Raw genomic sequence first — 23,806 nt, 5'->3', positions numbered from 1 at the left:
CGGCGGCAGGGTGGGCCCGTCAGCGCTGCGCCTTGTCCTTCTGGTTCTGCGCCTCGATGCGCTCGCGCGCGGCCTGCCAGTCGTCATCGCTCCATTGGCGCAGCTCGTAGAAGTTGCCGCCCGTGGCCAGCGCGTTGCCGCCGTCCATCATGATGCTCTGGCCGGTGAGCCAGTCGCACTGGCCCGGCGCCATGAGAAAGGCCGCCAGGTTCTGCAGTTCGCTCATGCGGCCGGTGCGCGCCATCGGGTTGGTCTTCTTGCTGCGCGCGCCGGGTTCCTCGCCGGGGTTCAGGCGCTTGCTCATGCCCTCGGTCGGAATTTCGCCCGGCCCCACGGCGTTCAGGCGAATGCCGTGGCGCGCCCACTCCACCGCCAGTGACTTGGTCATGACTTCGATGCCGGCCTTGCTCATGGCCGAAGGCACCACGTAGGGGCTGCCGTTGTCCACCCAGGTCACGATGATGCTCATCACGCTGCGCAGCGCGTCGCCCTCCTTCCATTTGCCGGCCTTCGCTTCGGCCACCCAGCGCTTGCCCACGGCCTGCGTGACGTAGAAGCTGCCGTGAAAAACGATGTTGGCAATGGCGTCGAAAGCGCGTGGCGAGAGGCTTTCGGTCGGGGCCACGAAGTTGCCCGCCGCGTTGTTGACGAGCCCCGTGAGGCCGCCGCTCTGGAAGAGGCTCTCGACCATCTCGTCCACGTTTTGCGCAATGCGGATGTCCACGCCGAAGGTGTCGATGCGGCGCCCGGGAAACTGCTGGCGCCACTCTGCAGCGGTTTCTTCGCAGACCGAGTGGCGCCGGCCGCAGATTGCAACGTCGGCCCCCAGCCCCAGAAAGCGCTCGGCCATCGCACGGCCGAGGCCGGTGCCACCACCTGTCACGAGAATGCGCTGGCCGCTCATGAGGGAAGCTTCAAACATGGTGAATCTCCTTGGTGGTTGCAACAGAGCGGCAAGGCGCGGCGCCGCCATGGCGCATGCTACGCCGCCGGCAAATGCCATGGCTTGCGAAATCTGGCTCTGCGCGGGTAAAAATGTCCTTCGCCCTGATCACCGGATACATGACCATGCAAAGCCCCGCTGCTTCGTCTTTCCAATCGCTCGCCGGCGTGCGTGTGCTGAGCCTTGCGCTCAACCTGCCGGGCCCCGCGGCACTGCTGCGCTGCCGCGGCATGGGTGCCACCTGCCTGAAGTTCGAACCGCCCGCCCGCGACCCGATGGCGCTCTACGACAAGGCCGCGTACGCCGCGCTGCACGAGGGCATCGAGGTTCGCACGGCCGACCTGAAGACCGAAGCCGGCCAGCAACAGCTGCACGCCGAACTCTCGCGCACGGACGTGCTGCTCACCTCTTTCCGGCCTTCAGCGCTCGTCAAGCTGAAGCTCGACTGGGCATCGCTGCAGGCGCGCCATCCGTCGCTGTCCCAGGTCGCCATCGTCGGCGCCCCCGGCGAGCGTGCCGAGGAGCCGGGCCACGATCTCACCTACGTTGCGGAAAGCGGCCTGGTCACCGGCACTGAACTGCCGCCCACGCTCTACGCCGACATGGGCGGCGCCCTGCTCGCGAGTGAAGCAGTGCTGCAGGCCACGTTGCATGCCCGGTCCGCGGCCAAGGCGAGCGGCGTGTACCTCGAGGTGGCACTCAATGCATCGGCCGATTGGCTGGCGCTGCCGCGCACCTGGGGCCTCACCCGGCCCCAGGGCGCCGTGGGCGGCGCGCACGCGGGCTACCGCGTGTATCCCTGCGCGGACGGACGCGTGGCGGTTGCCGCGCTGGAGCCGCACTTTGCGGAGCGCCTCTGCGAAGCCGCCGGCGTGGCTTCGCGCGACATGTTCGCCGCATCCACGCACGAGGGCATTGCCGCATGGATTGGCACACGCACCCGCGCACAGCTCGAAGCCATGGCGCGCGAGCGCGACGTGCCACTGCTCACGCTCGCCGACTGATCAAAGGCGCAGTTCGCTCAGCTTGCGATCGAGCTTGATGAGCCAGATGCGCACCGGCCGTTCCAGATCGCTGCCGCGCGTAATGCGCGCGCCCGTCACGCCCGCCGGGCACTTGGCAATGATCGCGCCGGTGGCATCCACCGTGCAATCCTCGACGCTGCCTGCAACAGGCTTGCCGTCGGCATCGAGCAGGATCGTGCTCAGGCCGAAGTCGTTGTCGTTCACCAATGCCAGGGTCTGGTCGTCCACCACGGTCAGGCCCTCGGCCTTTTCGGCCAGCCAGCCCAGCGCGTTGAGGTCGAGCAGCTCGGTCTTGCGCATGGTCACCACCGCAGAGTAGTCAGCGGCTCCCGAAGGCGCCTGCGTGATGCTGCTGATTTCCAGGTTGTGGTCGAAGCCCGCAATGTCGGTCGCATTGGCCGGCAGCTCGACCAGCATGAGCTTGTTGAACACCTTGCCGTCGCTCTTGCGCGCACCCTGCTCGATCACGATGAAGCGGCCGTTGCCCAGGCTCACCACGTCGCCGAGCTTGGCGTTGCCGGTGCGGTTCTTGTCGTACTGGCTGCCGTCGATCGGGTAAGCGTAGAGCTTCGACGTCTCGGTGGCCGGATCGAATGCGAGCCAGCGCGTGAACTTCGCGATGTGGCGCACATCGGTCTTGCTTCCGCCCGGCGGCGTGGCCTGGATCGACTTGCCCGCGCCGTCCTTCGGATCGATCGGGCTCTGCAGGAAACCGTGCAGCTTGCCGTCTGCCGCGTCGAGCGTCAGCCCTTCCATGCCGCGGTTGGCGCGGCGCTGCGCGAGCACCAGCGGCAGGTCGGCGGCGCCGTTGCCGGGGGCGTATTTCTTCTCGATCACGCCCGTTGCGATGTTGATGCGTGCGATGAACGGGCCGTACTCGTCGCTGGTCCACAGCACGTTGCGCGCCTTGTCGAGCACCATCGTCTCAGGGTCGAGGCCGTTGGCGTCGTAGTTGGCCTTGGCGGCATCGAACACGTAGCGGTCGGTCAGCGGCGTTTCACCCGTCGAGCCCACGCCCGACTGCGGCGGCAGGCCGGTGATCTTCTTGCCGGCATCGAGCTTGAGCGGCAGGCTCGACGAGAGCACCGCACCCGTCTTGCCGATGCGCACGATGCCGAAGCTCGGCGCGAACGACGGCGCGGGAAACACCTTGCTGATGCTGGTCGCGCCGCCGCCGTTGGGCACAGGTGCGGTCGGGCCGTCGCCGTTCGGGCCGCGGTCGGTAATGGCATAGAACTCGAGCGTGCCGTCGTCGGCCTTGCCCTTGAACGCCAGGCCCGACCCGTAGGCCGGCAGGAAGCCCGCGGGAAAGTCGGCCTTGGTCTTCTCGTTGTCGCCCTCGTAGGGCACGTTGAAGCTGGCATCGGCCTGCAGCTGGTAGCGCGTGACGTCGATGCCGATGGTGCCGAGCACGTTGGTTTGCGTCGAGGTTTCGGTCACCGGCGCGCCGAGGCGCGAAGCCAGCGTGTCTTCGAAGTGCTCACGCGCCAGCGTGCGGCGGCTTGAATCGACCATGCGGGCATTGTAGGGAGCAGGCAGGCCCGCGAGCACCGCGTTGAGAGCGGTGTCGAAGCTTGCGGCCGCGGCGCTGAAATCGATGGACCCGGCCATAAGCGCGGCCTTCAGCGCCGGAGTCAGGCGAATGCCATTCGAAGGATCGCGATCCTCGTCGAAGCTCTGCAGCGCGAGCAGGCGGTTGACGACGGCATCGGCCTTTACGTCGGTGCCACCGGCCAGGGTCAACGGGGTGATCGCGTCGCCGCAGGCGGCACTGCCGAGCGCGAGCGCACCGACGCTGAAGACAACGGTCTCGCCGTCCTTGCAGGTGAATTCGCCCGCCGCATTGGTGGCGGCCTTGGCGGCGCTGCCGGCAACGTAGTCCAGGCCTTCGACCGCCGAATCGAGGAAGGTGCCGGTCTTCGACTGAGCGGCCGGTGGATTCGTGGCGCCACCGCCGCCGCCCCCGCCGCCGGACGCGGGGGAAACGCCCATCCGCCGCTCCCCCGCCGCCGCTGCCGCCGCAGGCACCCAACAGCACGCTGGCACCTGCGAGCGCCAGCCAACCCATCCTCGATCCTCTTGTCTTCCGCATTGCTTGTCCTTGTGAAGCGCCCGCGCAAAGGCGCAGGCCCCGGCGATTAGCGCCGAGGCAGATGACAAGTCCGTGAAATTGCAGTCGAAAGGTTGCGGCGGGTTCGCTTTTCCAGCGCCCCTTCAGTGCCTCTTAGCGCTTTGTGCCGTCGCGTTCGCGGTCCTCGCGCTTGATCGCAAGGTAGGTTTCGAGTTCGATCTCGTGCAGCTGCCGCGGATACTGCTCGGCCGCAGCGAACCAGGAGCGCTCGCGGCGCTCGGCCGGCGCGCCCGCTTCCGAAGAGAGGTACGTGTCGAGCGTCAGAAAGTAGCGCATCGCATTGCGCTCCACCAGCCCGCGCGCGCCGCGGATGTACTCGGGCTGCCCATCGGCCTCCTTGCCCACCACGGTAAAGCCCACCTTGTTGCGGCCGAAGGTGGCCAGGTACGCCTGCGTGGCCATGCGAACCATCATGTTGTGGTCGTAGCTGTAGCCAAAATGCAGGAAGCTCTTTTTCTCGTCGAGCGCCACCGCTTCGAGCGTGACGCGGTAGTTGCTCGTGCCCAGCGGCCCGCTGGCGGCGTTCATCTCGACCGACAGGTACTCCGGCGTTGCGTTGGCCACGCGATAGATGAAGGGCAGCTGAAACGCCTGATCGACCGGCTTGTCGTAGCGCCGCACGACAAACAGCGTCAGCATGTCCTGCCCCTGCGGCGTGGTGCCCGCGCGGCATCGGCGATTGTTGACATGCAGCTTGAGCAGTTCGCACCAGTGGGACGACTCCTTGAGCGCAGCGCTGATCTCCGGCAGCGAGTGGTCCACCACCGCGTAGATGTCGCCCTGCAGCCCGCCCGGCGTTTCCAGCGAATCGAGCTGAATGGGCCTTCCGAAGCCGCTGCGCTCGAGCTTGCCCTTCATGCGCTGGTGCGTAGCGCGCAGCGCTTCAGCCGAAGCGCTGGCCGATGCAGATGGAGATTCGGAAGGCGCCGCCAACGCATGCACTGAAGTGGCGAACAGAATGCCCCCGCCAGGGCTCGCAACCATGAAACCGGCGGAGAGAACAAAGTACTCATGGGGCCACACGATACAACGGGCGGCGAGAATCCCGGCATGCATCCTTCTCTTTCAGTCTGCAAACCGTGAAGCGCCAAGCTCCCGCATCGCCGAATGCAGGCCGCACCGCAGCCGATTCGCGACGACGCAGCGGGGCTGCGCCCTCCTCCTCGTCGTCGATGCTGCCGATGAGCCTGCTGCTCCTGGGTTATGTGGCCCTGCTCGGCTACGGCGTATGGACCGCACGCCTGCCTCCGCTTGCCTTGGGCGTGCTGCTAGTGATCAGCCTTCTGACCTTCGCGGTCTACGGTTTCGACAAGAGCGCTGCGCAAGCCGGACGTTGGCGCACCGCGGAGAGCACGCTGCATCTGCTGTCGTTGGCGGGAGGATGGCCGGGCGCATGGTGCGCGCAGCGGCTCTTTCGCCACAAGTCGCGCAAGGCGAGCTTCATGGCGGGCTACTGGGCCACCGTGCTGCTGAATATCGCTGCCGTGGCCGCCTGGGTCGGCAAGCTGGTGCCGGCCGGACTGCTCGGGGGCTGAGCTCGGCTCAGCGTGGCTTGCGAATGCTGCCGCGCACCGGGCCGGCCGCAGCCTTACGCGGTGGTGCCGAACCGTTGTCGCGCGGCGGCAGGCCGGTGTGCTGGGTGAGCATGCGGCCCTTCGAGGGCTTCACGGGCGCGAGCCTGACCGGTGCCGATGCCTTGGCCGCCACTGGCGCAGTGGTCGAGTTCTTGCGCCGCGCGCTCGTGTAGCCGCCGTCGGTAAGCGGCTGCCACGTTGGAATGAGGTGGTGCTTGCCGTTGCCGATGAGGTCGGCGCGGCCCATGCTCTTCAGCGCCTCGCGCAGCAGCGGCCAATTGTTGGCGTCGTGGTAGCGCAAAAAGGCCTTGTGCAGGCGGCGGCGCTTGTCGCCGCGCACGATGTCCACCGTCTCGCTGTCGCGCGTGATCTTGCGCAGCGGGTTCTTGTTGGTGTGGTACATCGTCGTGGCCGTGGCCATCGGGCTCGGGTAGAACGTTTGCACCTGGTCGGCGCGGAAACCGTTCTTCTTGAGCCAGATCGCGAGGTTCATCATGTCCTCGTCGCTGGTGCCCGGATGCGCGGCAATGAAGTACGGAATAAGGTACTGCTTCTTGCCCGCCTCGGCCGAGAACTTCTCGAACATCTGCTTGAACTTGTCGTAGCTGCCGATGCCGGGCTTCATCATCTTGGTGAGCGGGCCCTGCTCGGTGTGCTCTGGCGCGATCTTCAGATAGCCGCCGACGTGGTGCTGCACCAGTTCCTTCACGTACTCGGGCGACTGCACGGCCAGGTCGTAGCGCAGGCCCGAGCCGATCAGGATCTTCTTGATGCCCTTGAGCGCACGCGCGCGGCGGTAGATCTTGATGAGCGGGTCGTGGTTGGTGCCCAGGTTCTGGCAGATGCCCGGGTACACGCAGCTGGGCTTGCGGCAGGCGGCCTCGATCTCGGGGCTCTTGCAGCCGAGCCGGTACATGTTGGCCGTAGGGCCGCCCAGGTCGGAGATGGTGCCGGTAAAGCCGCTCACGCTGTCGCGAATGGCCTCGACCTCCTTGATGATCGATTCTTCCGAGCGGCTCTGGATGATGCGGCCCTCATGCTCGGTAATGGAGCAGAAGGTGCAGCCGCCAAAGCAGCCGCGCATGATGTTCACGCTGAAGCGGATCATTTCCCACGCGGGGATCTTGGTCGGGCCGTCGTGGCTGCCGTTTTCGTCGGCATAGCGCGGATGCGGACTGCGTGCGTACGGCAGGTCGAACACGTAGTCCATCTCGGCCGTGGTGAGCGGAATGGGCGGCGGGTTGATCCACACGTCGCGCGCCGTGGCGCCCTCGCCGTGCGCCTGCACCAGCGCGCGGGCGTTGCCGGGGTTGGTCTCGAGATGCAGCACGCGGTTGGCGTGGGCATAGAGCACCGGATCGGCGCGCACCTGCTCGTACGAAGGCAGGCGAATCACGCTGCGGTCGCGCGGAGGCACCTTGATTCTGGTGCGCTGCGCGAGCGCGGGGTTCGGCACGAAGGTCAGCGGCTTGATCGCCGGATTAACCGGGTTCGCCGCCGCGCCGGCTTCGGCGGCCTGTGCCACGGCCTGGGCCTCATCTTCCTTCGCACAGGTCGCGCCGTTGGCCTTGGCCTGCTCCGACACCATCAGGTATGGGTTGACGTGGGCCTCGACGCGGCCGGGTTCGTCCACGCTGGTGGAGTTGATCTCGAACCACTCTTCGGGCGTGTCGCGCCGCACGAATGCGGTGCCGCGCACGTCGGTGATCTGCTGCACCGGCTCCTTGGCGGCCAGGCGGTGCGCGATCTCGACGATGGCGCGCTCGGCGTTGCCATACAGCAGCAGGTCGCACTTGGAGTCGACAACGACGGAGCGGCGCACCTTGTCCGACCAATAGTCGTAGTGGGCGATGCGGCGCAGGCTGCCTTCGATGCCGCCGAGGATGATCGGCACGTCGTTCCAGGCTTCTTTGCAGCGCTGCGAATAGACGATGGCCGCGCGGTCGGGCCGCGCGCCGCCGACGTCGCCGGGCGTGTAGGCGTCGTCGCTTCTGATCTTTCGGTCCGCCGTGTAGCGGTTGATCATCGAATCCATGTTGCCGGCGGTCACGCCGAAGAACAGGTTCGGCTTGCCCAGCGCCTTGAAGGGCTCGGCGCTCTGCCAGTCGGGCTGGGCGATGATGCCCACGCGGAAGCCTTGCGCCTCGAGCATGCGGCCGATCACGGCCATGCCGAAGCTCGGGTGGTCGACGTAGGCGTCGCCCGTGACCACGATGATGTCGCAGCTGTCCCAGCCGAGCGCGTCCATTTCCTTGCGCGTGGTCGGCAAGAACTTGGCCGTGCCGAAACGGGCCGCCCAGTACTTGCGGTAGCTGGTCAGCGGCTTGGCGGCACGCGCAAAAAAGGAGACGTCGACAGGGGCGTTCATCAATGGGGATATGGCAGCGATATGGCAGCGCGGCTTGGCGGGCTCGGCGCAGCAGTGGGCAACCCAGGATTTTAGGGTTTTCCAGCACCCCTGTCGCGTTTGGCCTCGTTGGCGCGACCGCAGCAAGGCCTTTAATTAGTTGCCAAAGTCAATCATAAATATGACAATAGCAACTATGTCGAACGTTTTGCCAGCTCCAGATACCGCCGCCGTCAAGGCGATCCGCCAATTCAACCGCTTTTATACGGGCCGGATCGGGGTGCTCGACCCCTATCTCGGCAGCGAAATGTCGCTGACCGACGTTCGCGTGCTGTACGAGCTGGCCCACCGGGAAACGCCCGTGGCCAGCGAGATCGGCCGCGACTTGCGGCTCGATGCCGGCTACATGAGCCGCATCCTGCGCCGCTTCGAGGCCGAGGGCTGGCTCACGCGCAAGCCCCATGCCCGCGATGCGCGGCAGAGCGTGCTGCGCCTTACCGAAGCGGGCCACGCCGCATTTGCGCCGCTGCAACAAAAGTCGCGCGACGAGGCGGCCGCCCTGCTCTCCCCGTTGCCGCCGCACGACCGCCAGCAGGTGGTCGATGCCATGGCGCGCCTCGAGCGCCTGCTCGATCCGGCCTCCGCCCCTGCGGCGCGCACCCGCACCGTCGTGCTGCGCGACCCGTTGCCCGGCGACATGGGCTGGGTGGTGCAGCAGCACGGCGAGCTGTATGCGCGCGAGTACGGCTGGAACAGCGAGTTCGAGGCGCTGGTGGCCGAAATCGTGGCCCAGTTCGTCCGCAAGTTTCAACCGGCGTGGGAGAAGTGCTGGATTGCGGAGCTCGACGGCGAGCGGGTGGGCGCGATCTTCGTGGTCCGCAAATCGCCCACCACGGCCCAGTTGAGGCTGCTTTTGCTCGCACCGTCTGCACGCGGCCTGGGGCTTGGCGGCCGGCTTACCGACGAATGCATTGCCTTTGCGAAGGCCAAGGGCTACCGGAAGATGGTGCTTTGGACCAACAGCTGCCTGGAGGCCGCCCGTGCCATCTACGCCAAGCGCGGCTTCAAGCTCGACAGGTCCGAGCCCTACGAAGGCTTCGGCCAGCAGCTGGTCGGCGAGACGTGGTCGCCTCAAGCTGCAGTAGACGAAGCCGTTCGCCGGCTTCTGATCCAGAGCTGTCGAAGCAAGGGCGCGAGCCACACCAGCACCACCACCGCGGCCAGCGAAGCGGCGATGGGCCGCGACACGAAGCCCGCGAGGTTGCCGCCGGACTTGATCATCGAGGTGATGAAGTTCTCCTCGAGCATGCCGCCGAGCACCACACCTAGGATGGCAGGCGCAATCGGAAAACCGTTCTCCTCGAGCAGGTAGGCCACGATGCCGGCCGCGAGCATCACGCCCACGTCGAACAGCGAGTTGTTGATGGCGAATGCGCCGACGATGCAGAACAGCAGGATCAGCGGCATCAGCACGTTGCGCGGCACCCGCAAGATGCGCTTGGCCACCTTGATGCACAGGATGCCGAGCGGAATCATGATGATGTTGGCAATGATGAACAGCATGAACACCGCATAGATGTTCTGCGGGTTGGTGGTGAAGAGCGTCGGGCCCGGGTTGAGGTTCTTCATGTAGAGCACGCCGATCACGATGGCGGTGATCGAGTCGCCCGGAATGCCGAACACCAGCGCCGGAATCCACGCGCCGGCCAGCGCGCTGTTGTTGGCCGAACCCGATTCGACAATACCTTCGACATGGCCCGTGCCGAACTTCTCGGGCTCCTTCGAAAATTTCTTGCTCATGGCGTACGACATCCATGCCGCGATGTCGGCGCCCGCGCCCGGCAGCGCGCCCACCGCAGTGCCCAGTACGCTTCCGCGCAATATCTGCACGGGGTACTTCTTGGCCAGCGCCCATTGGCCCGAGAGCACGCGGCCCACTTTCTCGACCACGATCTCGCCGGGCGGCAGCGTGTCGACCGCGAAGCGGATCACCTCCGAGATGGCGAACATGCCGATCATCATCGGGATCATGCCGATGCCGCCCGTCATCTCGGCATTGCCGAAGGTAAAGCGCGGAAAGCCCGCCGGGTTGCCGAGCCCCACGCAGGCCACCAGCAGGCCGAGCAGCAGCGTGACCATGCCCTTGAGCGGCCGGTCCGAAGTGATGAACACCGCGCAGGTCAGGCCCAGCAGCACGAGCCAGAAGTACTCGAACGAACTGAAGTTGAGCGCAAAGTCGGCCAGCGCAGGCGCCGCCACGATGAGCACCACGGTGCCGAAGAGCCCACCCACGGCGGAGAACACCAGCCCCGCGCCCAGCGCGGTTTCGGCCATGCCCTTGCGCGTCATCGCGAAGGCTTCGTCGGTATAGGCGGCGGATGCGGGCGTGCCCGGGATGCGCAGCAGGCAGCCGGGAATGTCGCCCGAGAAGATGGCCATGGCGGTGGCCGTCACCATGGCCGCGATGGCGGGAACGGGCGGCATGAAAAAAGTGACCGGCACCAGCAGCGCAACCGCCATGGTGGCCGACAACCCCGGTACCGCGCCAACGAACAGGCCATAGAGCGAGGCCAGCACCATCACGAGGAGGGTGTACGGCTCGAAGACCATCGAGAAAGCCTGCAAGAGTGCTGCCGACATGAGTAGAGGCCCCGGTTACCAGGCAATGGGCGTCAGCACGCCCCAGGGAAGAGGAACGCGCAACAGCTTGTAGAAGGCGGCATGGATGAGCAGCGAGGCAACCAGCGCAATGAGCACCGCGCGGCCCGCCGGCACGCGCATGGCAAGCATCAGTGCCAGCAGCGAGACAGAGGCGGTCAGCAGGAAGCCCAGCCGCTCCGAGGCGAACATGTAGAACAGCACCGAGCCGATGACCAGCGCGGCCGACAGCACGTGGCGCGGCGAAGCGGCCCAGTCGCCGAGCCGCATCCAGGCCACGGCCTGGCGTTCGCGCCAGCCCTTGACCAGCAGCATGAGGCCGCAGACGCATAGGCCGATGGCAATCAGCCCAGGGAAAAGCGCCGGCCCGACCTGCTGGCCCGGTATGCCCGGATAGCTGCGCACCACGGCCAGCACCAACGCGCCGAGCACCAGCAGAATCAAGCCGAAGACCGCGTCGTTGAACTTCATTGCGCTGCCCGCTTGCCGGGCGCGCATGCACGCCGCGCGGCGCTCACTTGACGATACCCACGGCCTTCATGGTTGCGCCGAGTTCGGCGTCGGACTTGGCCATGTAGGCGGCAAAGTCGTCGGGGCCCGCATAGATCACGCCAAAGCCGCGCGAGGCCATGAAGTCGGTGTACTCCTTGCTCGCTACCACTTTCTTGAGCGCGCCCGCGAGCTTGTCGCGCACGTCGGCCGGAAGGCCCTTGGGCGCGACGATGCCGCGCCAGGCCGCCATCGACCAGTCGCTGCCGATGGACGCCTTGAGCGTGGGCACATTCGGGTACAGCGCCGAAGGCTTGTCGCTCATGATTGCAAGGCTCTTGACCTTGCCGGCGTCGATGAGCGAGCGCGCCTCGGGCAGCGAGACCGGCGCGATGTCGACGCCGCCGGCCACCACGTCCTGCAGCCCTGGCGCAGCGCCGTTGCTCGGCACCCAGGGTACGGCCGCGGGATCGATCTTCTGGTCGCGCAAGAGGCCCGCAATGGCCAGGTGCCAGATGCCGCCCTGCCCGGTGCCCGATGCCTTCAGCTTGCCGGGGCTGGCCTTGATGGCTGCGAGCAATTCGGCCACGGTCTTGTAGGGCGCATCGGCGCGAACCTGGATGCCGGCCGGATCGAGGTTGGCAAGGCCGATAGGGGTGTACGACGTGCTGGTCAGTTGCGTCAGCCCCTGCCAATGCATCATGCCGATCTCGACGGAGGCCATGCCGATGGTGTAGCCATCGGGCGGTGCGGCGGCAATGGCGGAATGGCCCACCACGCCGTTGCCCCCGGTGCGGTTCACCACGGTGAAAGGCTGGCCCAGTTCTTTTTCGAGCAGGCTCGCAATGATGCGCGCCGTGGCATCGGTACCGCCGCCGGCGCCCCAGGGAACGATCAGCGTAACCGGGCGGCTCGGATAAGCCTGCGCGGCTGCGGGAGCCGCCGCTGCAAACATGGCAAGCCCCGCCGCAACGCCCGCGGCATGGGCAACGAAGGAGCGGCGCGAAAAGAAATTGGACGAACTGTCACGGGACGAACTGACACGCATGGTTGTTGTCTCCTGGCGAAGGTCATTGGTATGACGTTTGAATGGCCATGCGATTTTTCGCACAGTTCACTCGCCGGAGACATTAGGGTGAACCATCGTGTGCCGCACCCGGCGGCGTGATTTGGTTACTGCATGAACCAGCCGTGGCTCACCACCAGCGACTGCCCGGTCAGCGCATTGGTCGGAAAGGCCGCGAACAGCAGCGCCACGCGGGCGACGTCTTCGGTGGTGGTGAACTCGCCGTCGACGGTTTCCTTGAGCATCACGTTCTTGATGACCTGCTCTTCGGTGATGCCGAGCGTCTTGGCCTGCTCCGGAATCTGCTTTTCAACGAGCGCCGTGCGCACAAAACCCGGGCAGATCACGTTGGCGCGCACGCCGTGCTTGGCACCTTCCTTCGCAACGGTCTTGGCCAGGCCGATGAGGCCGTGCTTGGCCGTGACGTACGGTGCCTTCAGCAGCGAAGCTTCCTTCGAATGCACCGAGCCCATGTAGATCACGCTGCCGCCGCGGCCCTGGGCGTACATGTGCTTGAGGCAGGCCTTGGTGGTGAGGAAGGCGCCGTCCAGGTGAATGGCGAGCATCTTCTTCCAGTCGGCAAAGCTGAACTCATCGACCGGGTGCACGATCTGCACGCCGGCATTGCTGATGAGAATGTCGATGCCGCCGAAGGCCTTGGCCGCTTCTTCGACCGAAGCGTTGACCTGCTCTTCGCTCGTCACGTCCACCGCCACACCGATGGCCTGCGCGCCGGCGGCCTTGAGCTCGGCAGCCGTAGCCTCGGCCGCTTGCTTGTTGAGGTCTGCAATGACGACCTTGGCTCCTTCGCGCGCAAACAGAACGGCAATCTCCTTGCCGATGCCGCTGGCCGAACCGGTGATGTAGGCGACCTTGTCCTTGAGTTGCATGGTGAACGTCCTTGAGGTTGAAAGAAGAAAAAGAAAGAAAACGGAACTGCAGGATTCAGGCGAGCACGCGGCTCGCGGCATTTTTTGTCAACGCGACAACCCGGGCCGCTTGATGCGCCCCACCCCGGGCTCGCCAAGGTCGAAGGTGGTCACGCCGTTCACCGTGGCATCGCTGCGCAGCGTTTCGGGGTGCGCCAGCGTCCGCCGCATGTCGCGCGCGCCGGCTTCCCAATGCTCTTCGACCGCGGCGCGCGAGAACTCGTAGTCCTTCGATTCGGCCTCATAGGGCTTGTCGCGGTAGATCAGGTGAAAGATGTCGATGGGGTGGTGCGTGAGCTCGGCCTGCACCGCAAGCACCGAGGGGTCATTGCGCAGGTTCGCGGGCAGCTTGGAGATCAGGTCCGCAATGGCTTGCTGCAGGTTGAGGTTGGCGGCCAGTGCATCGGTGTTCATGCGAGTGCGGCTCGAATAGGTGATGTCCTTCTGCCGCTCCAGCACGCCCGACAGCGTGCGCGGCATCTCGCCGCGTGCATTGAAAAGGTCGACCTGCAGCACCACCAGCGGCTCGGAGCGCGGGTGAATGTCGAGCACGTATTGCAGCGGCGTGTTCGAGACGATGCCGCCGTCCCAGTAGTCGTCGCCGTCGATGGTCACCGGCGCAAAGCCCGGCGGCAGCGCGCCGCTGGCCATGATGTGCTCCGGGCCGATGCGCTGGCGCGTGTTGTCGAAGTACACCGAGTTGCCGGTGCGCACATCGACCGCGCCCACGCTGAAGCGCGCCTCGCACGCATTGATGCGGTCGAAATCGATCAGACGCTCGAGCGTGAGCTTGAGCGGCGTGGTGTCGTAGTAGCTCAGGAGCGGTGCCGCGGCCCCATCAACAATGCGGGCGAATAGCGCGGCTCGAAGAAACCCGGAATGCCGACCAGCATCGCCATGGAGGCGCTCCACTGGTTCTGCGCAGCGCGGTCGCCCAGCCATGCCGGCAGACGCTGCGCCGGCCCGGAAGACACCAGGTGCCAGAACTCCCGCAGCCTGTCGACCCGCTTGTCGGGCGCGTTGCCCGCGATCAGCGCGGCGTTGATGGCGCCGATCGAGACGCCGGCAATCCAGTGCGGCTGCAGGTCGGTCTCGCTGAGCGCGGCATAAACGCCGGCCTGGTAGGCGCCGAGGGCGCCTCCGCCCTGCAGCACCAGCGCCTTGCGCGCGGAGCGCATGTCTTCGCGGGGCGCTGCGAATGGGCTCAGGGTCTTCTTGCTTGCCGTGCGAGGCTTCTTCGTCGTCATATGGTGTCATTTGACACCAGCCCCGCGACTGCAAGCTGACCGCAGGCCTCCTTACATCTTGGGCAGCATCTGTCCCCGGATCTCACCGGCCGGATTGGCCGCCGTGTGGATGTTGGCGTACCACTTGCCTGCGAGCAGGTCGGCGGCCTGTGCCGGCGTGAGCGTGGCCTGGCCTTCGATCGGGCTCTCCGTCCTGGCAAAGGGCAGCACCACGCCTGCATTGGCACCCGCTGCCGCGGGTCCGTGGAAGTGGCCGGCGGTGGCCGGGCCGCTGAGGCCGCTGTAGGTGATCTTGTATTTCAGGACATTGGTGTCCCTGTTCAGCCAGGCTTCAGCCAGGCCGCTGCCGCGCGTCATGTTGGGCGGCACTTCGCTGGCGGCGTTCATGGTGCCGCTGAAGCTCGCGACGTTCGACTTCGACATCATCCCGCAGCCGGCCAGCGCAACGCTGGCTACGCCGGCGATGAGGGTTGCGCGCAAAAGAGTGCCATATCGGTTCATGAGCTTTATCTCCTGAGTTATGAAACCGCTTCAGCATAGGCAGCCCCGGCCCGAGCCGATGTCGGCCACCACCGCGACTTTCAGGGCCGGCGGCGCGGCGCCCCAGGCTGAAAGAGAATGCGGCGATGAACCCTGCCAACCTTCCCACCGCCCACGAGGTGGTCGACTTCTGGCGCAGCGCCGGACCCGACCGATGGTTTGCCAAGAACGATGCCTTCGATGCCGAGTTCAGCGGTCGCTTTCTCGCTGCGCACGAAGCCGCAGCTCTCGGCCAGCTCGACCACTGGGTGAACGACGCCGAGGGCGCGCTTGCGCTGATGGTGCTGCTGGACCAGTTCCCGCGCAACACCTGGCGCGGCAACGCGCGCATGCTCGCTACGGACGCCAAGGCGCTGGCGGTGGCCCGCAAGGCGATCGAGGCAGGCCTCGACCTGAAGGTGGACGAAGCGCTGCGGCGCTTTTTCTACCTGCCCTTCATGCACTCCGAATCGCTGGCCGACCAGGAGCGTTCGGTCGAGCTCAATGCGGCGCTCGACGCCAACACGCAGCGCTTTGCGGTATTGCACCGCGACATCATTGCGCGTTTCGGCCGCTTTCCGCACCGCAACAAGCTGCTTGGGCGCACCAGCAGCGCCGAGGAACAGCGTTTCCTGGACGAAGGCGGCTTTGCCGGCTAGCGCTGGGGCAGCGGCTCCGACCGGGTGGGCGAAGGATTCGCGCTGGCGCTGTCCCTGGCGTTCTTGAGCGAGCCGTAAGTCTTGGCATACACCCAGGTGAACTCGGCGCCCAGAAGAAAAATCTGCGCCGAGTAGTACACCCACACCAGCACCACCACCAGCGAGCCCGCGGCACCATAGCCGGAGGCCACGCTGCTCTTGCCGATGTACAGGCCGATGAGATGTTTGCCCACGGTGAAGAGCAGCGCCGTGACCGCGGCGCCCACCCACACGTCGCGCCATTGCACCTTGGCCCGCGGCATGATCTTGTAGATCATCGCGAAGATCACCGTCACCATCGCAAAGCTGAAGACGAAATTCACCGCTTGCGCCAGCGTCGCCCAGGCGCCGAACACCGGCGACCACCACTTGCTGAGCGCAGCCAGCGCCGCGCTCGCCACCAGCGACACCATGAGCAGAAAGCCGATGCCCATGATCATGCTGAACGACAGCAGGCGCACGCGCAGCAAGTTGAAGAGCCCCTTGTTCTTTGCGCGGGCCGGTGCGCGCCAGATGCGGTCGAGCGCGTCCTGCAGTTCGCCGAAGACGGTGGTCGCGCCAATCACCAGCAGGCCGATGCCGGCCACCGTGGCCACGATGCCTTCGGCCGGCTTGTTGACCGCCTGCAGCATGCTCTGCACCGCGGCCGCGCCCTGCTCGCCCATGAGGCCCGCAAGCTGCAGGAAGATTTCGCCTCGCGCGGCCTCCTGCCCGAACACCAGGCCCGCCACGGCGATCACGATCAGCAGCAGCGGCGCAATGGAAAACACCGTGTAGTAGGCCAGCGCGGCCCCCATGCTCGGGGCATAGTCGTTCGACCATGAGGCCACGGCCTCTTTGCACAGTTCGAAAAGCGCTCGCATCTGCATGATCATGAAGTCTCCCTTTGAATGACACAAGGCATGTCAGCCCGCTGCCCGGCGTGTTGCAGGTAGGACTACGATAATCGCTCCACATGCATCCGTCTCCCTCAGGCGCGGCGGCGCCATCCGACCCTCCGCAACCGAAGTCGCCACGCGACCTTTTTGTTTCATTCACCTGGCTTGCGCTGCAGGGATTCGGCGGCGTGCTGGCTATCGTCCAGCGCGAAATGGTCGAGAAAAAGCGCTGGCTCACGCCCGAGCAGTTTCTGGAAGACTGGGCCGTGGCCCAGGTGATGCCGGGCCCCAACGTGGTCAACCTTGCGCTGATGATCGGCGACCGGTATTTCGGACTGCGCGGCGCCATCGCCGCCGTGGCCGGCATGCTCGCAATACCGCTCGTCGTCATCCTGATGCTGGCCGTGCTGTACGCGCACTACGCCGGCAACCCGCAGGTGGCGGGCGCACTGCGCGGCATGGGCGCGGTGTCGGGCGGGCTGATTGCCGCCACCGGCATCAAGCTGATTCCGCAGCTGCGCAAGCACCCGCTGGGCTTTGCCGCCTGCCTGGTGTTCGTGGCACTGGTGTTCGGCGCCATCGCGGTACTGAAGATTCCGCTCGGCTGGGTGCTGCTGGCGGTGGGCGGCGTGGCCTGTGCGTGGACCTGGCGGAGGATTGCGCCATGAGCACCGCCGGACCACCCCAAGGTGCGAGCGCCCCCTCGGGGGCAGCGAGCACACGCCAGTGCCGAGCGTGGGGGCCACATGAGCCCCATAGCGATCGTGATGCAGTGGCACGACTGGCTTGCGCTTTTCGGCCAATACCTGTTGCTGTCGCTGCTGTCGATCAGCGGCGCCATCACCACGGTGCCCGACATGCACCGCTACCTGGTTGCGCAGCACGGCTGGCTCACTGAAGCGCAGTTCAGCTCGTCGGTGGCCATAGCCCAGGCAGCGCCTGGGCCCAACGTGCTCTTCGTCGCACTCATGGGCTGGAACGTCGGCCTTAATGCCGGCGGCGGAATCGGCGCCGGGCCGAGCGCCTGGCTGCTCGGCTTTCTCGGGCTTTCGATCACCATGGTCGGCATCATGCTGCCGAGCACCACCCTCACCTATCTTGCCACCCGCTGGGGACTACCGCAACCGCGACAAGCGCGGCGTGCGAGCCTTCAAGCAGGGCATGGCGCCGGTGGTGGTGGGCCTGTTGATTGCCACCGGCTGGGTGCTCGCGGCGGGCAACCATTCAGGTGACGCGCCCGCATGGCATCTGTGGCTGCTGAGCGCGGCGGCAACCCTTGTCGTGTGGCGCACACGCATTCACTTGCTGTGGCTGCTCGGCGCGGGCGCGCTGCTCGGCGCCATCGGTTTTGTCTGATCCTCGCTCTTTTTAGGGAAGAAATTCATGTCGCAACTTCGCTCGCTGGGCCGCTCGGGCCTCCTGGTTTCACCGCTCGCCTTCGGCGGCAACGTGTTCGGCTGGACGGTGGACGAAGCCACCTCGTTCCGCCTGCTGGACGCCTGGCTGGATGCGGGCTTCAACTTCATCGACACGGCCGACGTCTATTCGAGCTGGGTGCCGGGCCATACCGGCGGTGAGTCCGAAACCATCATCGGCAAGTGGCTCAAGCAGAGCGGCAAGCGCAACCGCGTGGTGCTGGCCACCAAGGTCGGCAAGCCCATGGGTGAAGGCAAGTCGGGCCTGTCGCCCGCGTACATCCGCGAAGCGGTGGAGGCTTCGCTCAAGCGCCTGCAGACGGACTTCGTCGACCTGTACCAGGCGCACGACGACGATACCGCCACGCCGCTGGAGGATTCACTGGGCGCTTTCGACGAGCTGATCAAGGCCGGCAAGGTGCGTGCCATCGGTGCCTCGAACTACAGCGCGCCGCGGCTGGCCGAAGCGCTCGACATATCCGAGCGGCTTGGCATTGCGCGCTACGAAAGCCTGCAGCCGCTGTACAACCTGTACGACCGCGCCGTGTTCGAGGACGAACTGGAACCGCTGTGCGTGAAGCGCGAAGTGGGCGTCATCAACTTTTATGCGCTGGCGGCCGGTTTTCTGACCGGCAAGTACCGTACCGAGGCCGACGCCTCGAAGAGCGCTCGCGGTGCCAATACCACCAAGAAGTACCTGAACCCGCGCGGGCTGCGCATTCTCGAGGCGCTGGACAAGGTGGCCCAGCAGTACAACGCCAAGCCGGGGCAGGTTGCCATCGCTTGGCAGATCGCACGGCCTTCGGTCACGGCGCCCATTGCCAGCGCAACTTCGATTGCCCAGCTGGAAGAACTGGTCGTGGCCACTCAGCTCAAGCTGGACGCCGGCACCATCCAGATGCTGGACCGCGCGAGCGAAGAAACCCCGGCCTGACCCCGGTGAGCCTGCCTACCCGTCGACCGGATTCAGCGGCGTCGAGAGAATCCGCTGATAAAAAGCCACGTCGAGCCAGCGGCCGAACTTGAACCCGGCCTGGCGAACCGTGCCGGCATGTTCAAAGCCCAGCCGTTCGTGCAGGCCGATGCTGCCGGCGTTTGCGGCATCGATGGCGCCGACCATCACATGCACGTCGCGTGCCGCCGCCTCGGCAATGATCGCCTCCATGAGCGTGCGGCCGAGCCCAACGCCGCGGTGCCCGGCCTCGACATACACCGAGTGCTCCACCGTGTACTTGTAGGCCGGAAATGCCCTGAACGCGCCGTAGCTTGCAAAGCCCAGCAGCTTGCCGCTCTCGTCTTCCACGCCGATCACCGGAAAACCGTTGGCACGCTTGGTGGCGAACCACGCCACCATGCTCTCGGGCGTGCGCGGCTTGTAGTCGTACAGCGCGGTGGAATTGACGATGGCTTCGTTGAGGATGGCGAGGATCGCGCCCGCGTGGGCTTCTTCGGTGCAGGTAATCAGGCGCATGTGGGTTCCTTTCGAACTGGCGGCGACGTGTGGGGGTAGTTTTGTCTAATATAGGAGAATAATAGTCTCATATGAGAAACAATTCTTCTCCGCCCGACGAACCCGCCGACATCGACTCGCTCATCGCCGGCCGGCTTCTTGGGCTGCGCCAGGCCAAGGGGCTGAGCCTTGCGGGGCTGGCCCGTCTTTCAGGCGTCAGCAAGGCGATGATCTCGAAAGTCGAGCGTGCGGAAAGTAGCCCGACCGCCGTGTTGCTGGGCCGGCTTGCCGCGGGACTGGGCGTGCCGCTTGCGCAGCTGCTGACCGAAGACAAGGGCTCGCCGCGCCGGCTACGCGCCCGGGGGCAGCAGGAGGTCTGGCGCGACCCCGAGGCCGGCTATTTGCGCCGCCAGATTGCCGAGCGCGGTGCAAACGGCGGCGTGGAGATGGTGGAGATCGAACTGCCGCGCTCGGCGCAGGTCGGCTATCCGCGATGGAGCGGCAAGCCGTATCGCCAGTGCCTCTGGATGCTCGAAGGCGCGCTGCGAGTGGACTATGGCGACGAGCGTTTCGAACTGGCCGAGGGCGATTGCCTGGATTTTGGCGTGGACCGCCCCCTGGTCTTCAAGGCGCTTGGCCGCACTGGCTGCCGCTACCTGCTGGTTGCATCGCCCCCGTAAGCCGGCGCCGGCCCGCCCAGAAGTAGTAGGCAAGTTCCCACAGCGACTGGCGACGAAGGCCTGTGCCGGCCCCGGCACCGGCCGAGATACTGCAAGGCATCACAGTTTCGGGGAAACAAGCATGTCTTTTGTGCTCTACATGATCGGTTTTCTGATTTTCCTGGGTGGCCTCGCATGGGGCGCCTCGGTCGCCGGCGTGCCTACGCTCTACATCGGCATTGGCGCGCTGATCATCCTGGGCATCGGCATCTTCAGCGCGGTGGGACGCACGCGCAGCAAAGACCCTTCCTGAGTTCGATGCTGGCTCGGCTGCCGCTCATTTGACACAGGCTTCACGCCGCGCGCAGATGGCGTAGCTGAGTTCGCGAGCGCACCGCAGATCGCGGTGCGTATCGCTGCAAGTCAGCTCGTCCATGTCCGCCTCGATTCCTTCGCCCGTTTCGGCGACGCCTCTTCTCCCCTTGTTGCACGCCTGTCCCGCTGCGCTGATGGTGGCCGAACAGGTTTCGTTGGATCACCTCCAGCCGAGCAATCGGCCTCAGGTGCCGCGCTGGCGCATCGCCTCGTAGAGGCACACGCCGCTGGCCACCGAGACGTTCAGGCTTTCGACCGCTCCTGCCATCGGAATGCTCACGAGTTCGTCGCAGGTCTTGCGGGTGAGCTGGCGCATGCCCTCGCCTTCGGCGCCGAGCACCAGCGCCAGGGGCCGCTTGAAGTCGCTCTGGTAGAGGGTGCCGGGCGCATCGTCGCTGGTACCCACGCACCAGATGTTGCGTTCCTTGAGCTCGTTCAGCGTGCGCGCCAGGTTGGTGACCATGAAGTACGGCACGGTTTCGGCGGCGCCGCTCGCCACCTTGGCCACGGTGGCGTTGATGCCGGCCGCATGGTCCTTGGGGGCGATGACCGCATGCGCCCCGGCGCCGTCGGCCACGCGCAGGCAGGCGCCCAGGTTGTGCGGATCGGTCACGCCGTCGAGCACGAGCAGAAGGGGCACGGTGCCGGCTTCTTCGAGGCCCTCGAGAAGTTCGTCGAGCGAGCGGACCTGCGCAATGGGTTCGACCCGCGCCACCACGCCCTGGTGGCCGTGGCTGCCGCTGAGCTTGGCAAGGCGCAGTCCATCCGCCTCGACCAGCCTCACGCCGGCTTCCTGCGCACGCGCGATGAACTGTTTCATGCGCGCATCGCGCCGGCTGGTGTCGAACATCACTTCGAGCACCGATTTCGGCGCGGTCTTGATGCGCACGCCCACGGCATGGAAGCCGAAGATCACTTTAGGGGAAGACATCCCCCGATTATCGAGGGCGGCGCGACCTGCTCTTCAGGCAATCGGCAATCCGCTGTGCGCCCGGGTCTTTTCGTCGTGCAGTTCCTGCACGGCCAGCGCGTTCGGATGCACCCGGTCGCTGTTGCCGGCGCTCTCCAGGTACTGGCAGGCGGCATGGCTTTCGGCGGCCTTTTCATAGCGCGCCACCCAGGCGTCGCGCACCGGCAGCTTCTCGGGCGACACGGGCCAGACACCCGGCTGCGGCCGCATGTGTTCGCCGATGCCGATGCGCCAGGGCTTGGCGCTCAACCGGGCGCGAAAGCAGTTCTGGTTGCGGCACATGCGCGCATAGGTTTTGTCGACGCCCAGCGCTTCAAAGCACTCGGCCACCGCCGGGTCGGCCGGGCTGAAGACGTCGTGCATCGCCAGCACGCGAAAGCCGGCCGGGGTGCGGTAAAGGCGCAGGTGCCAGTCCGGGTTTTGATGCACGAAGCGCCCGATGCGCTCGGCCGCGCGCTTTTCGGGCGAGGGGTTGCTGCTGGCCTCGCCGCGCTTCCTGGCCAGGCCGATGCGGTAGGCAACGATGAAGACCACGATGGCCGCAATCAGGCCGCCCAGCCACGTCTTGGCGGCCCATCCGCCGACAACGCCCGCAATCAGCGCAGGCGCCAGCGCAAAGCCGAACACGCTGCCTCGCAGCGGCTCGTCGAAGTCGATGTCCACGAACAGCACATCGGGCGTGTTGAGGCAGCGCGCGCCGTAGCTGTTGCGCGTGATGACGGTGTCGCCCTGCCGCTCGACGATTTCCTCGCGGATGGGCACGCCGTGGGCGCCGTTGTAGGCCAGCTTGCGCTCGCGGCGGTCGAGCTGCTCGCCACGGGCGATGCGCTCGAAGGCTTCCTGCGTGCGCTGGTCGGCATGCGCCTGCGCGGCAATCGGGCTGTCGTCGGACCAGCCGTAGCGCCGCACGGTGATCTGCTTGCCCGCCACCCGCTCCTGAATTCGGCCTTCGGCCCAGAACTGCGGAACGATCATGCCTCGAGCGAGGCCACCAGCACAGGCTTCGACTCGTTGAGCGCCATGCGCCCGGCTTCGATGGTGATGCGGCGCTCGCACTGTGCCGCAATGCCGCGGTCGTGAGTGACGAGCACGAGCGTGGTGCCGAGTTCGCGGTTCAGGTCGAACATCAGCCGCATCACCTGCTCGCCCGTCGCAAAGTCGAGGCTGCCGGTGGGCTCGTCGGCCAGCAGCAGGGCCGGCTGGACCACAAAGGCCCTGGCCAGCGCCACGCGCTGCTGTTCGCCGCCCGAGAGCACCTTGGGATAGTGGCCGAGCCGCTGCCCGAGCCCGACCCGTCCGAGCATCTCCGTGGCGGCCTTGCGCGCGTCCTTGCGGCCGGCCAGCTCCAGCGGCAGCATCACGTTTTCGAGTGCGCTCAGGTTGCCGAGCAGCTGGAAGCTCTGAAAGACGAAACCCACGCGTTGGGCCCTGAGAGCGGCGCGCGCGTCTTCGTCGATGGCAAAGATGTCGTCGCCCGCGAGCTTGACGGTGCCGCGCGTGGGCGTGTCCAGCCCCGCGATGATCGACAGCAAGGTACTCTTGCCGGAGCCCGAAGCCCCCACGATGGCGGCGGTTTCCCGCGCGCCCAGGGTGAAATCGATGTCCTGCAGAATGTCCAGCGTACCGGTCGAGTCTGTAACGGACTTGAACACGTGCTCGACGGCGACAATGGCTTCAGACGGGAGTTGGGACATGGAAAGGCTTTTCGTTTTGAATCGACGTGACTTTATCTTGACCGCCGCCGCATCCGGCATTGCAGGGGCATCGGCAACGGCGCAGGCCCAGACCGCACAGGCTGCGGCACCTCGCAAACCGGTGATTCTGGTGCTCGGCGATTCGCTGAGCGCCGAATACGGCCTGAAGCGCGGCGAAGGCTGGGTGCCCCTGCTTGAGAAGCGGCTTGCCGAGCAAAAGATCCCGGCCACGGTGGTCAACGCCAGCATCAGCGGCGACACCAGCTCGGGCGGCCGCGCTCGCTTTGCCTCGCTGCTGGCGCAGCACAAGCCCAGCCACGTGGTGGTGGAGCTTGGCGCCAACGACGCGCTGCGCGGCCTGCCGCTTCAGAACACCGAGGAAAACCTGCTGCAGATCACCAAGGCGGCGCAGGCGACCGGAGCCAAGGTGCTGATCGTCGGCATCCAGGTGCCGCCCAACTACGGCGGCGACTACACGCGGCGCTTCGAAGCGGTGTTCGGCAAGGTGGCCGGCGCCACCAAGGCGGCACTGGTGCCCTTTCTTCTCAAGGGCGTGGCCGATGCGCCCGATGCGCTGGCGCTCTTCCAGGCCGACCGCATTCACCCCACGGCCGCGGCACAGCCCCAGTTGCTAGAGAACGTGTGGCCGGAACTGCGCAAGCTGCTCACTGCCAAGTAGGCCCGGCACAAACAAAAAAGCCGCTGCAGGCCTTAGGGCTTGCAGCGGCTTTTTTTCGAA

22 protein-coding genes and 3 pseudogenes are annotated in these 23,806 nt (G+C 66.2%); 10 read left to right on the top strand and 15 right to left on the bottom strand.

Annotation, left to right across the window (positions count from 1 at the left end; genetic code table 11):
- Positions 1-19: 19 nt before the first annotated feature.
- Positions 20-922 carry an SDR family oxidoreductase gene (locus M0765_RS21885; RefSeq protein WP_258505887.1) on the bottom strand — a complete coding sequence of 301 codons (903 nt, stop codon included), beginning with the start codon at positions 920-922 and terminating at the stop codon, positions 20-22.
- A 146-nt stretch (positions 923-1,068) separates the two neighbouring features.
- Between M0765_RS21885 and M0765_RS21880 the strand changes: the two genes are divergently transcribed.
- On the top strand, positions 1,069-1,947 hold the full coding sequence (locus tag M0765_RS21880) for a CoA transferase (protein WP_258505886.1): 879 nt from the start codon (positions 1,069-1,071) through the stop codon (positions 1,945-1,947).
- Here the strand turns inward: M0765_RS21880 and M0765_RS21875 are convergent, their stop codons facing one another.
- Complete coding sequence (locus M0765_RS21875; protein ID WP_258505885.1) at positions 1,948-3,960, bottom strand: esterase-like activity of phytase family protein; 2,013 nt, start codon at positions 3,958-3,960, stop codon at positions 1,948-1,950.
- 232 nt (positions 3,961-4,192) lie between these two features.
- Positions 4,193-5,083, bottom strand: a complete 891-nt coding sequence (locus M0765_RS21870; RefSeq protein WP_258505884.1) for a hypothetical protein — start codon at positions 5,081-5,083, stop codon at positions 4,193-4,195.
- 197 nt (positions 5,084-5,280) lie between these two features.
- On the opposite strand from M0765_RS21870, the gene M0765_RS21865 reads away from it, so the two are divergent.
- On the top strand, positions 5,281-5,634 hold the full coding sequence (locus M0765_RS21865; protein ID WP_258505883.1) for a DUF1294 domain-containing protein: 354 nt from the start codon (positions 5,281-5,283) through the stop codon (positions 5,632-5,634).
- A 7-nt stretch (positions 5,635-5,641) separates the two neighbouring features.
- Here M0765_RS21865 and M0765_RS21860 read toward each other — a convergent pair whose 3' ends face one another.
- On the bottom strand, positions 5,642-8,041 hold the full coding sequence (locus M0765_RS21860) for a YgiQ family radical SAM protein (protein ID WP_258505882.1): 2,400 nt from the start codon (positions 8,039-8,041) through the stop codon (positions 5,642-5,644).
- 160 nt (positions 8,042-8,201) lie between these two features.
- On the opposite strand from M0765_RS21860, the pseudogene M0765_RS21855 reads away from it, so the two are divergent.
- A pseudogene (locus M0765_RS21855) lies at positions 8,202-9,146 on the top strand (bifunctional helix-turn-helix transcriptional regulator/GNAT family N-acetyltransferase); the annotation flags it as partial.
- Positions 9,147-9,151: 5 nt separating this feature from the next.
- Here M0765_RS21855 and M0765_RS21850 read toward each other — a convergent pair.
- From M0765_RS21850 to M0765_RS21825, 6 genes and pseudogenes are all read right to left on the bottom strand, one after another.
- On the bottom strand, positions 9,152-10,660 hold the full coding sequence (locus M0765_RS21850) for a tripartite tricarboxylate transporter permease (protein ID WP_258505880.1): 1,509 nt from the start codon (positions 10,658-10,660) through the stop codon (positions 9,152-9,154).
- Between the two features lie 15 nt (positions 10,661-10,675).
- The gene (locus M0765_RS21845; RefSeq protein WP_258505879.1) at positions 10,676-11,149 is read right to left on the bottom strand and encodes a tripartite tricarboxylate transporter TctB family protein; all 474 of its coding nucleotides are present in this window, start codon (positions 11,147-11,149) and stop codon (positions 10,676-10,678) included.
- 43 nt (positions 11,150-11,192) lie between these two features.
- Complete coding sequence (locus tag M0765_RS21840; protein WP_258505877.1) at positions 11,193-12,215, bottom strand: tripartite tricarboxylate transporter substrate binding protein; 1,023 nt, start codon at positions 12,213-12,215, stop codon at positions 11,193-11,195.
- A 125-nt stretch (positions 12,216-12,340) separates the two neighbouring features.
- Complete coding sequence (locus M0765_RS21835) at positions 12,341-13,123, bottom strand: 3-hydroxybutyrate dehydrogenase (RefSeq protein WP_258505876.1); 783 nt, start codon at positions 13,121-13,123, stop codon at positions 12,341-12,343.
- 87 nt (positions 13,124-13,210) lie between these two features.
- Positions 13,211-14,409 (bottom strand): annotated as a pseudogene (locus M0765_RS21830) (patatin-like phospholipase family protein).
- A 51-nt stretch (positions 14,410-14,460) separates the two neighbouring features.
- The gene (locus M0765_RS21825; protein WP_258505875.1) at positions 14,461-14,910 is read right to left on the bottom strand and encodes a CHRD domain-containing protein; all 450 of its coding nucleotides are present in this window, start codon (positions 14,908-14,910) and stop codon (positions 14,461-14,463) included.
- A gap of 125 nt (positions 14,911-15,035) precedes the next feature.
- On the opposite strand from M0765_RS21825, the gene M0765_RS21820 reads away from it, so the two are divergent.
- Positions 15,036-15,587, top strand: coding sequence for a DUF924 family protein (locus M0765_RS21820; protein ID WP_258505874.1), 552 nt, complete (start codon positions 15,036-15,038; stop codon positions 15,585-15,587).
- On the opposite strand, the gene M0765_RS21815 is transcribed toward M0765_RS21820, so the two are convergent.
- Positions 15,584-16,501: a YihY/virulence factor BrkB family protein gene (locus M0765_RS21815; protein WP_258505873.1), complete on the bottom strand. Its 918-nt coding sequence runs from the start codon at positions 16,499-16,501 to the stop codon at positions 15,584-15,586. The two genes, M0765_RS21820 and M0765_RS21815, sit on opposite strands and share 4 nt — an antisense overlap.
- Positions 16,502-16,581: 80 nt before the next feature.
- Here M0765_RS21815 and M0765_RS21810 point away from each other — a divergent pair, with 80 nt between their 5' ends.
- The 3 genes and pseudogenes from M0765_RS21810 to M0765_RS21800 all read left to right on the top strand — a co-directional run bounded on the left by M0765_RS21810 (position 16,582) and on the right by M0765_RS21800 (position 18,853).
- On the top strand, positions 16,582-17,172 hold the full coding sequence (locus M0765_RS21810) for a chromate transporter (RefSeq protein WP_258505872.1): 591 nt from the start codon (positions 16,582-16,584) through the stop codon (positions 17,170-17,172).
- A 78-nt stretch (positions 17,173-17,250) separates the two neighbouring features.
- Positions 17,251-17,860: pseudogene (locus M0765_RS21805) on the top strand (chromate transporter).
- A gap of 27 nt (positions 17,861-17,887) precedes the next feature.
- Positions 17,888-18,853 (top strand): aldo/keto reductase, encoded by a 966-nt coding sequence (locus M0765_RS21800; protein ID WP_258505871.1) that lies wholly within the window; start codon positions 17,888-17,890, stop codon positions 18,851-18,853.
- Between the two features lie 15 nt (positions 18,854-18,868).
- Here M0765_RS21800 and M0765_RS21795 read toward each other — a convergent pair whose 3' ends face one another.
- Positions 18,869-19,390 carry a GNAT family N-acetyltransferase gene (locus M0765_RS21795; RefSeq protein ID WP_258505870.1) on the bottom strand — a complete coding sequence of 174 codons (522 nt, stop codon included), beginning with the start codon at positions 19,388-19,390 and terminating at the stop codon, positions 18,869-18,871.
- A 71-nt stretch (positions 19,391-19,461) separates the two neighbouring features.
- Between M0765_RS21795 and M0765_RS21790 the strand changes: the two genes are divergently transcribed.
- Together M0765_RS21790 and M0765_RS21785 are read left to right on the top strand one after the other, a co-directional pair.
- Positions 19,462-20,049, top strand: a complete 588-nt coding sequence (locus M0765_RS21790) for a helix-turn-helix domain-containing protein (protein WP_258505869.1) — start codon at positions 19,462-19,464, stop codon at positions 20,047-20,049.
- 121 nt (positions 20,050-20,170) lie between these two features.
- Positions 20,171-20,341 carry a SoxR reducing system RseC family protein gene (locus M0765_RS21785; protein ID WP_148110631.1) on the top strand — a complete coding sequence of 57 codons (171 nt, stop codon included), beginning with the start codon at positions 20,171-20,173 and terminating at the stop codon, positions 20,339-20,341.
- A gap of 246 nt (positions 20,342-20,587) precedes the next feature.
- Here M0765_RS21785 and rlmB read toward each other — a convergent pair whose 3' ends face one another.
- Genes rlmB through M0765_RS21770 form a run of 3 tightly spaced genes read right to left on the bottom strand, consistent with a single transcriptional unit; the run spans position 20,588 to position 23,067 of the window.
- Positions 20,588-21,334: a 23S rRNA (guanosine(2251)-2'-O)-methyltransferase RlmB gene (gene rlmB / locus M0765_RS21780; protein ID WP_258505868.1), complete on the bottom strand. Its 747-nt coding sequence runs from the start codon at positions 21,332-21,334 to the stop codon at positions 20,588-20,590.
- A 33-nt stretch (positions 21,335-21,367) separates the two neighbouring features.
- Positions 21,368-22,348: a hypothetical protein gene (locus tag M0765_RS21775; RefSeq protein ID WP_258505867.1), complete on the bottom strand. Its 981-nt coding sequence runs from the start codon at positions 22,346-22,348 to the stop codon at positions 21,368-21,370.
- A complete protein-coding gene (locus M0765_RS21770) occupies positions 22,345-23,067 on the bottom strand; it encodes an ABC transporter ATP-binding protein (protein WP_126747300.1) in 723 nt (240 codons plus the stop codon). Before M0765_RS21770 ends, M0765_RS21775 begins: the two co-directional genes overlap by 4 nt.
- Between M0765_RS21770 and M0765_RS21765 the strand changes: the two genes are divergently transcribed.
- Complete coding sequence (locus M0765_RS21765) at positions 23,066-23,746, top strand: arylesterase (RefSeq protein WP_258505866.1); 681 nt, start codon at positions 23,066-23,068, stop codon at positions 23,744-23,746. The two genes, M0765_RS21770 and M0765_RS21765, sit on opposite strands and share 2 nt — an antisense overlap.
- Positions 23,747-23,806: the final 60 nt, after the last annotated feature.

It is taken from the genome of Variovorax sp. S12S4, from assembly GCF_023195515.1.
Classification (GTDB): Bacteria; Pseudomonadota; Gammaproteobacteria; order Burkholderiales; family Burkholderiaceae_C; genus Variovorax.
Note: the sequence above shows the minus strand (reverse complement) of the source record. Positions and strands in the feature narration are given on the sequence as shown.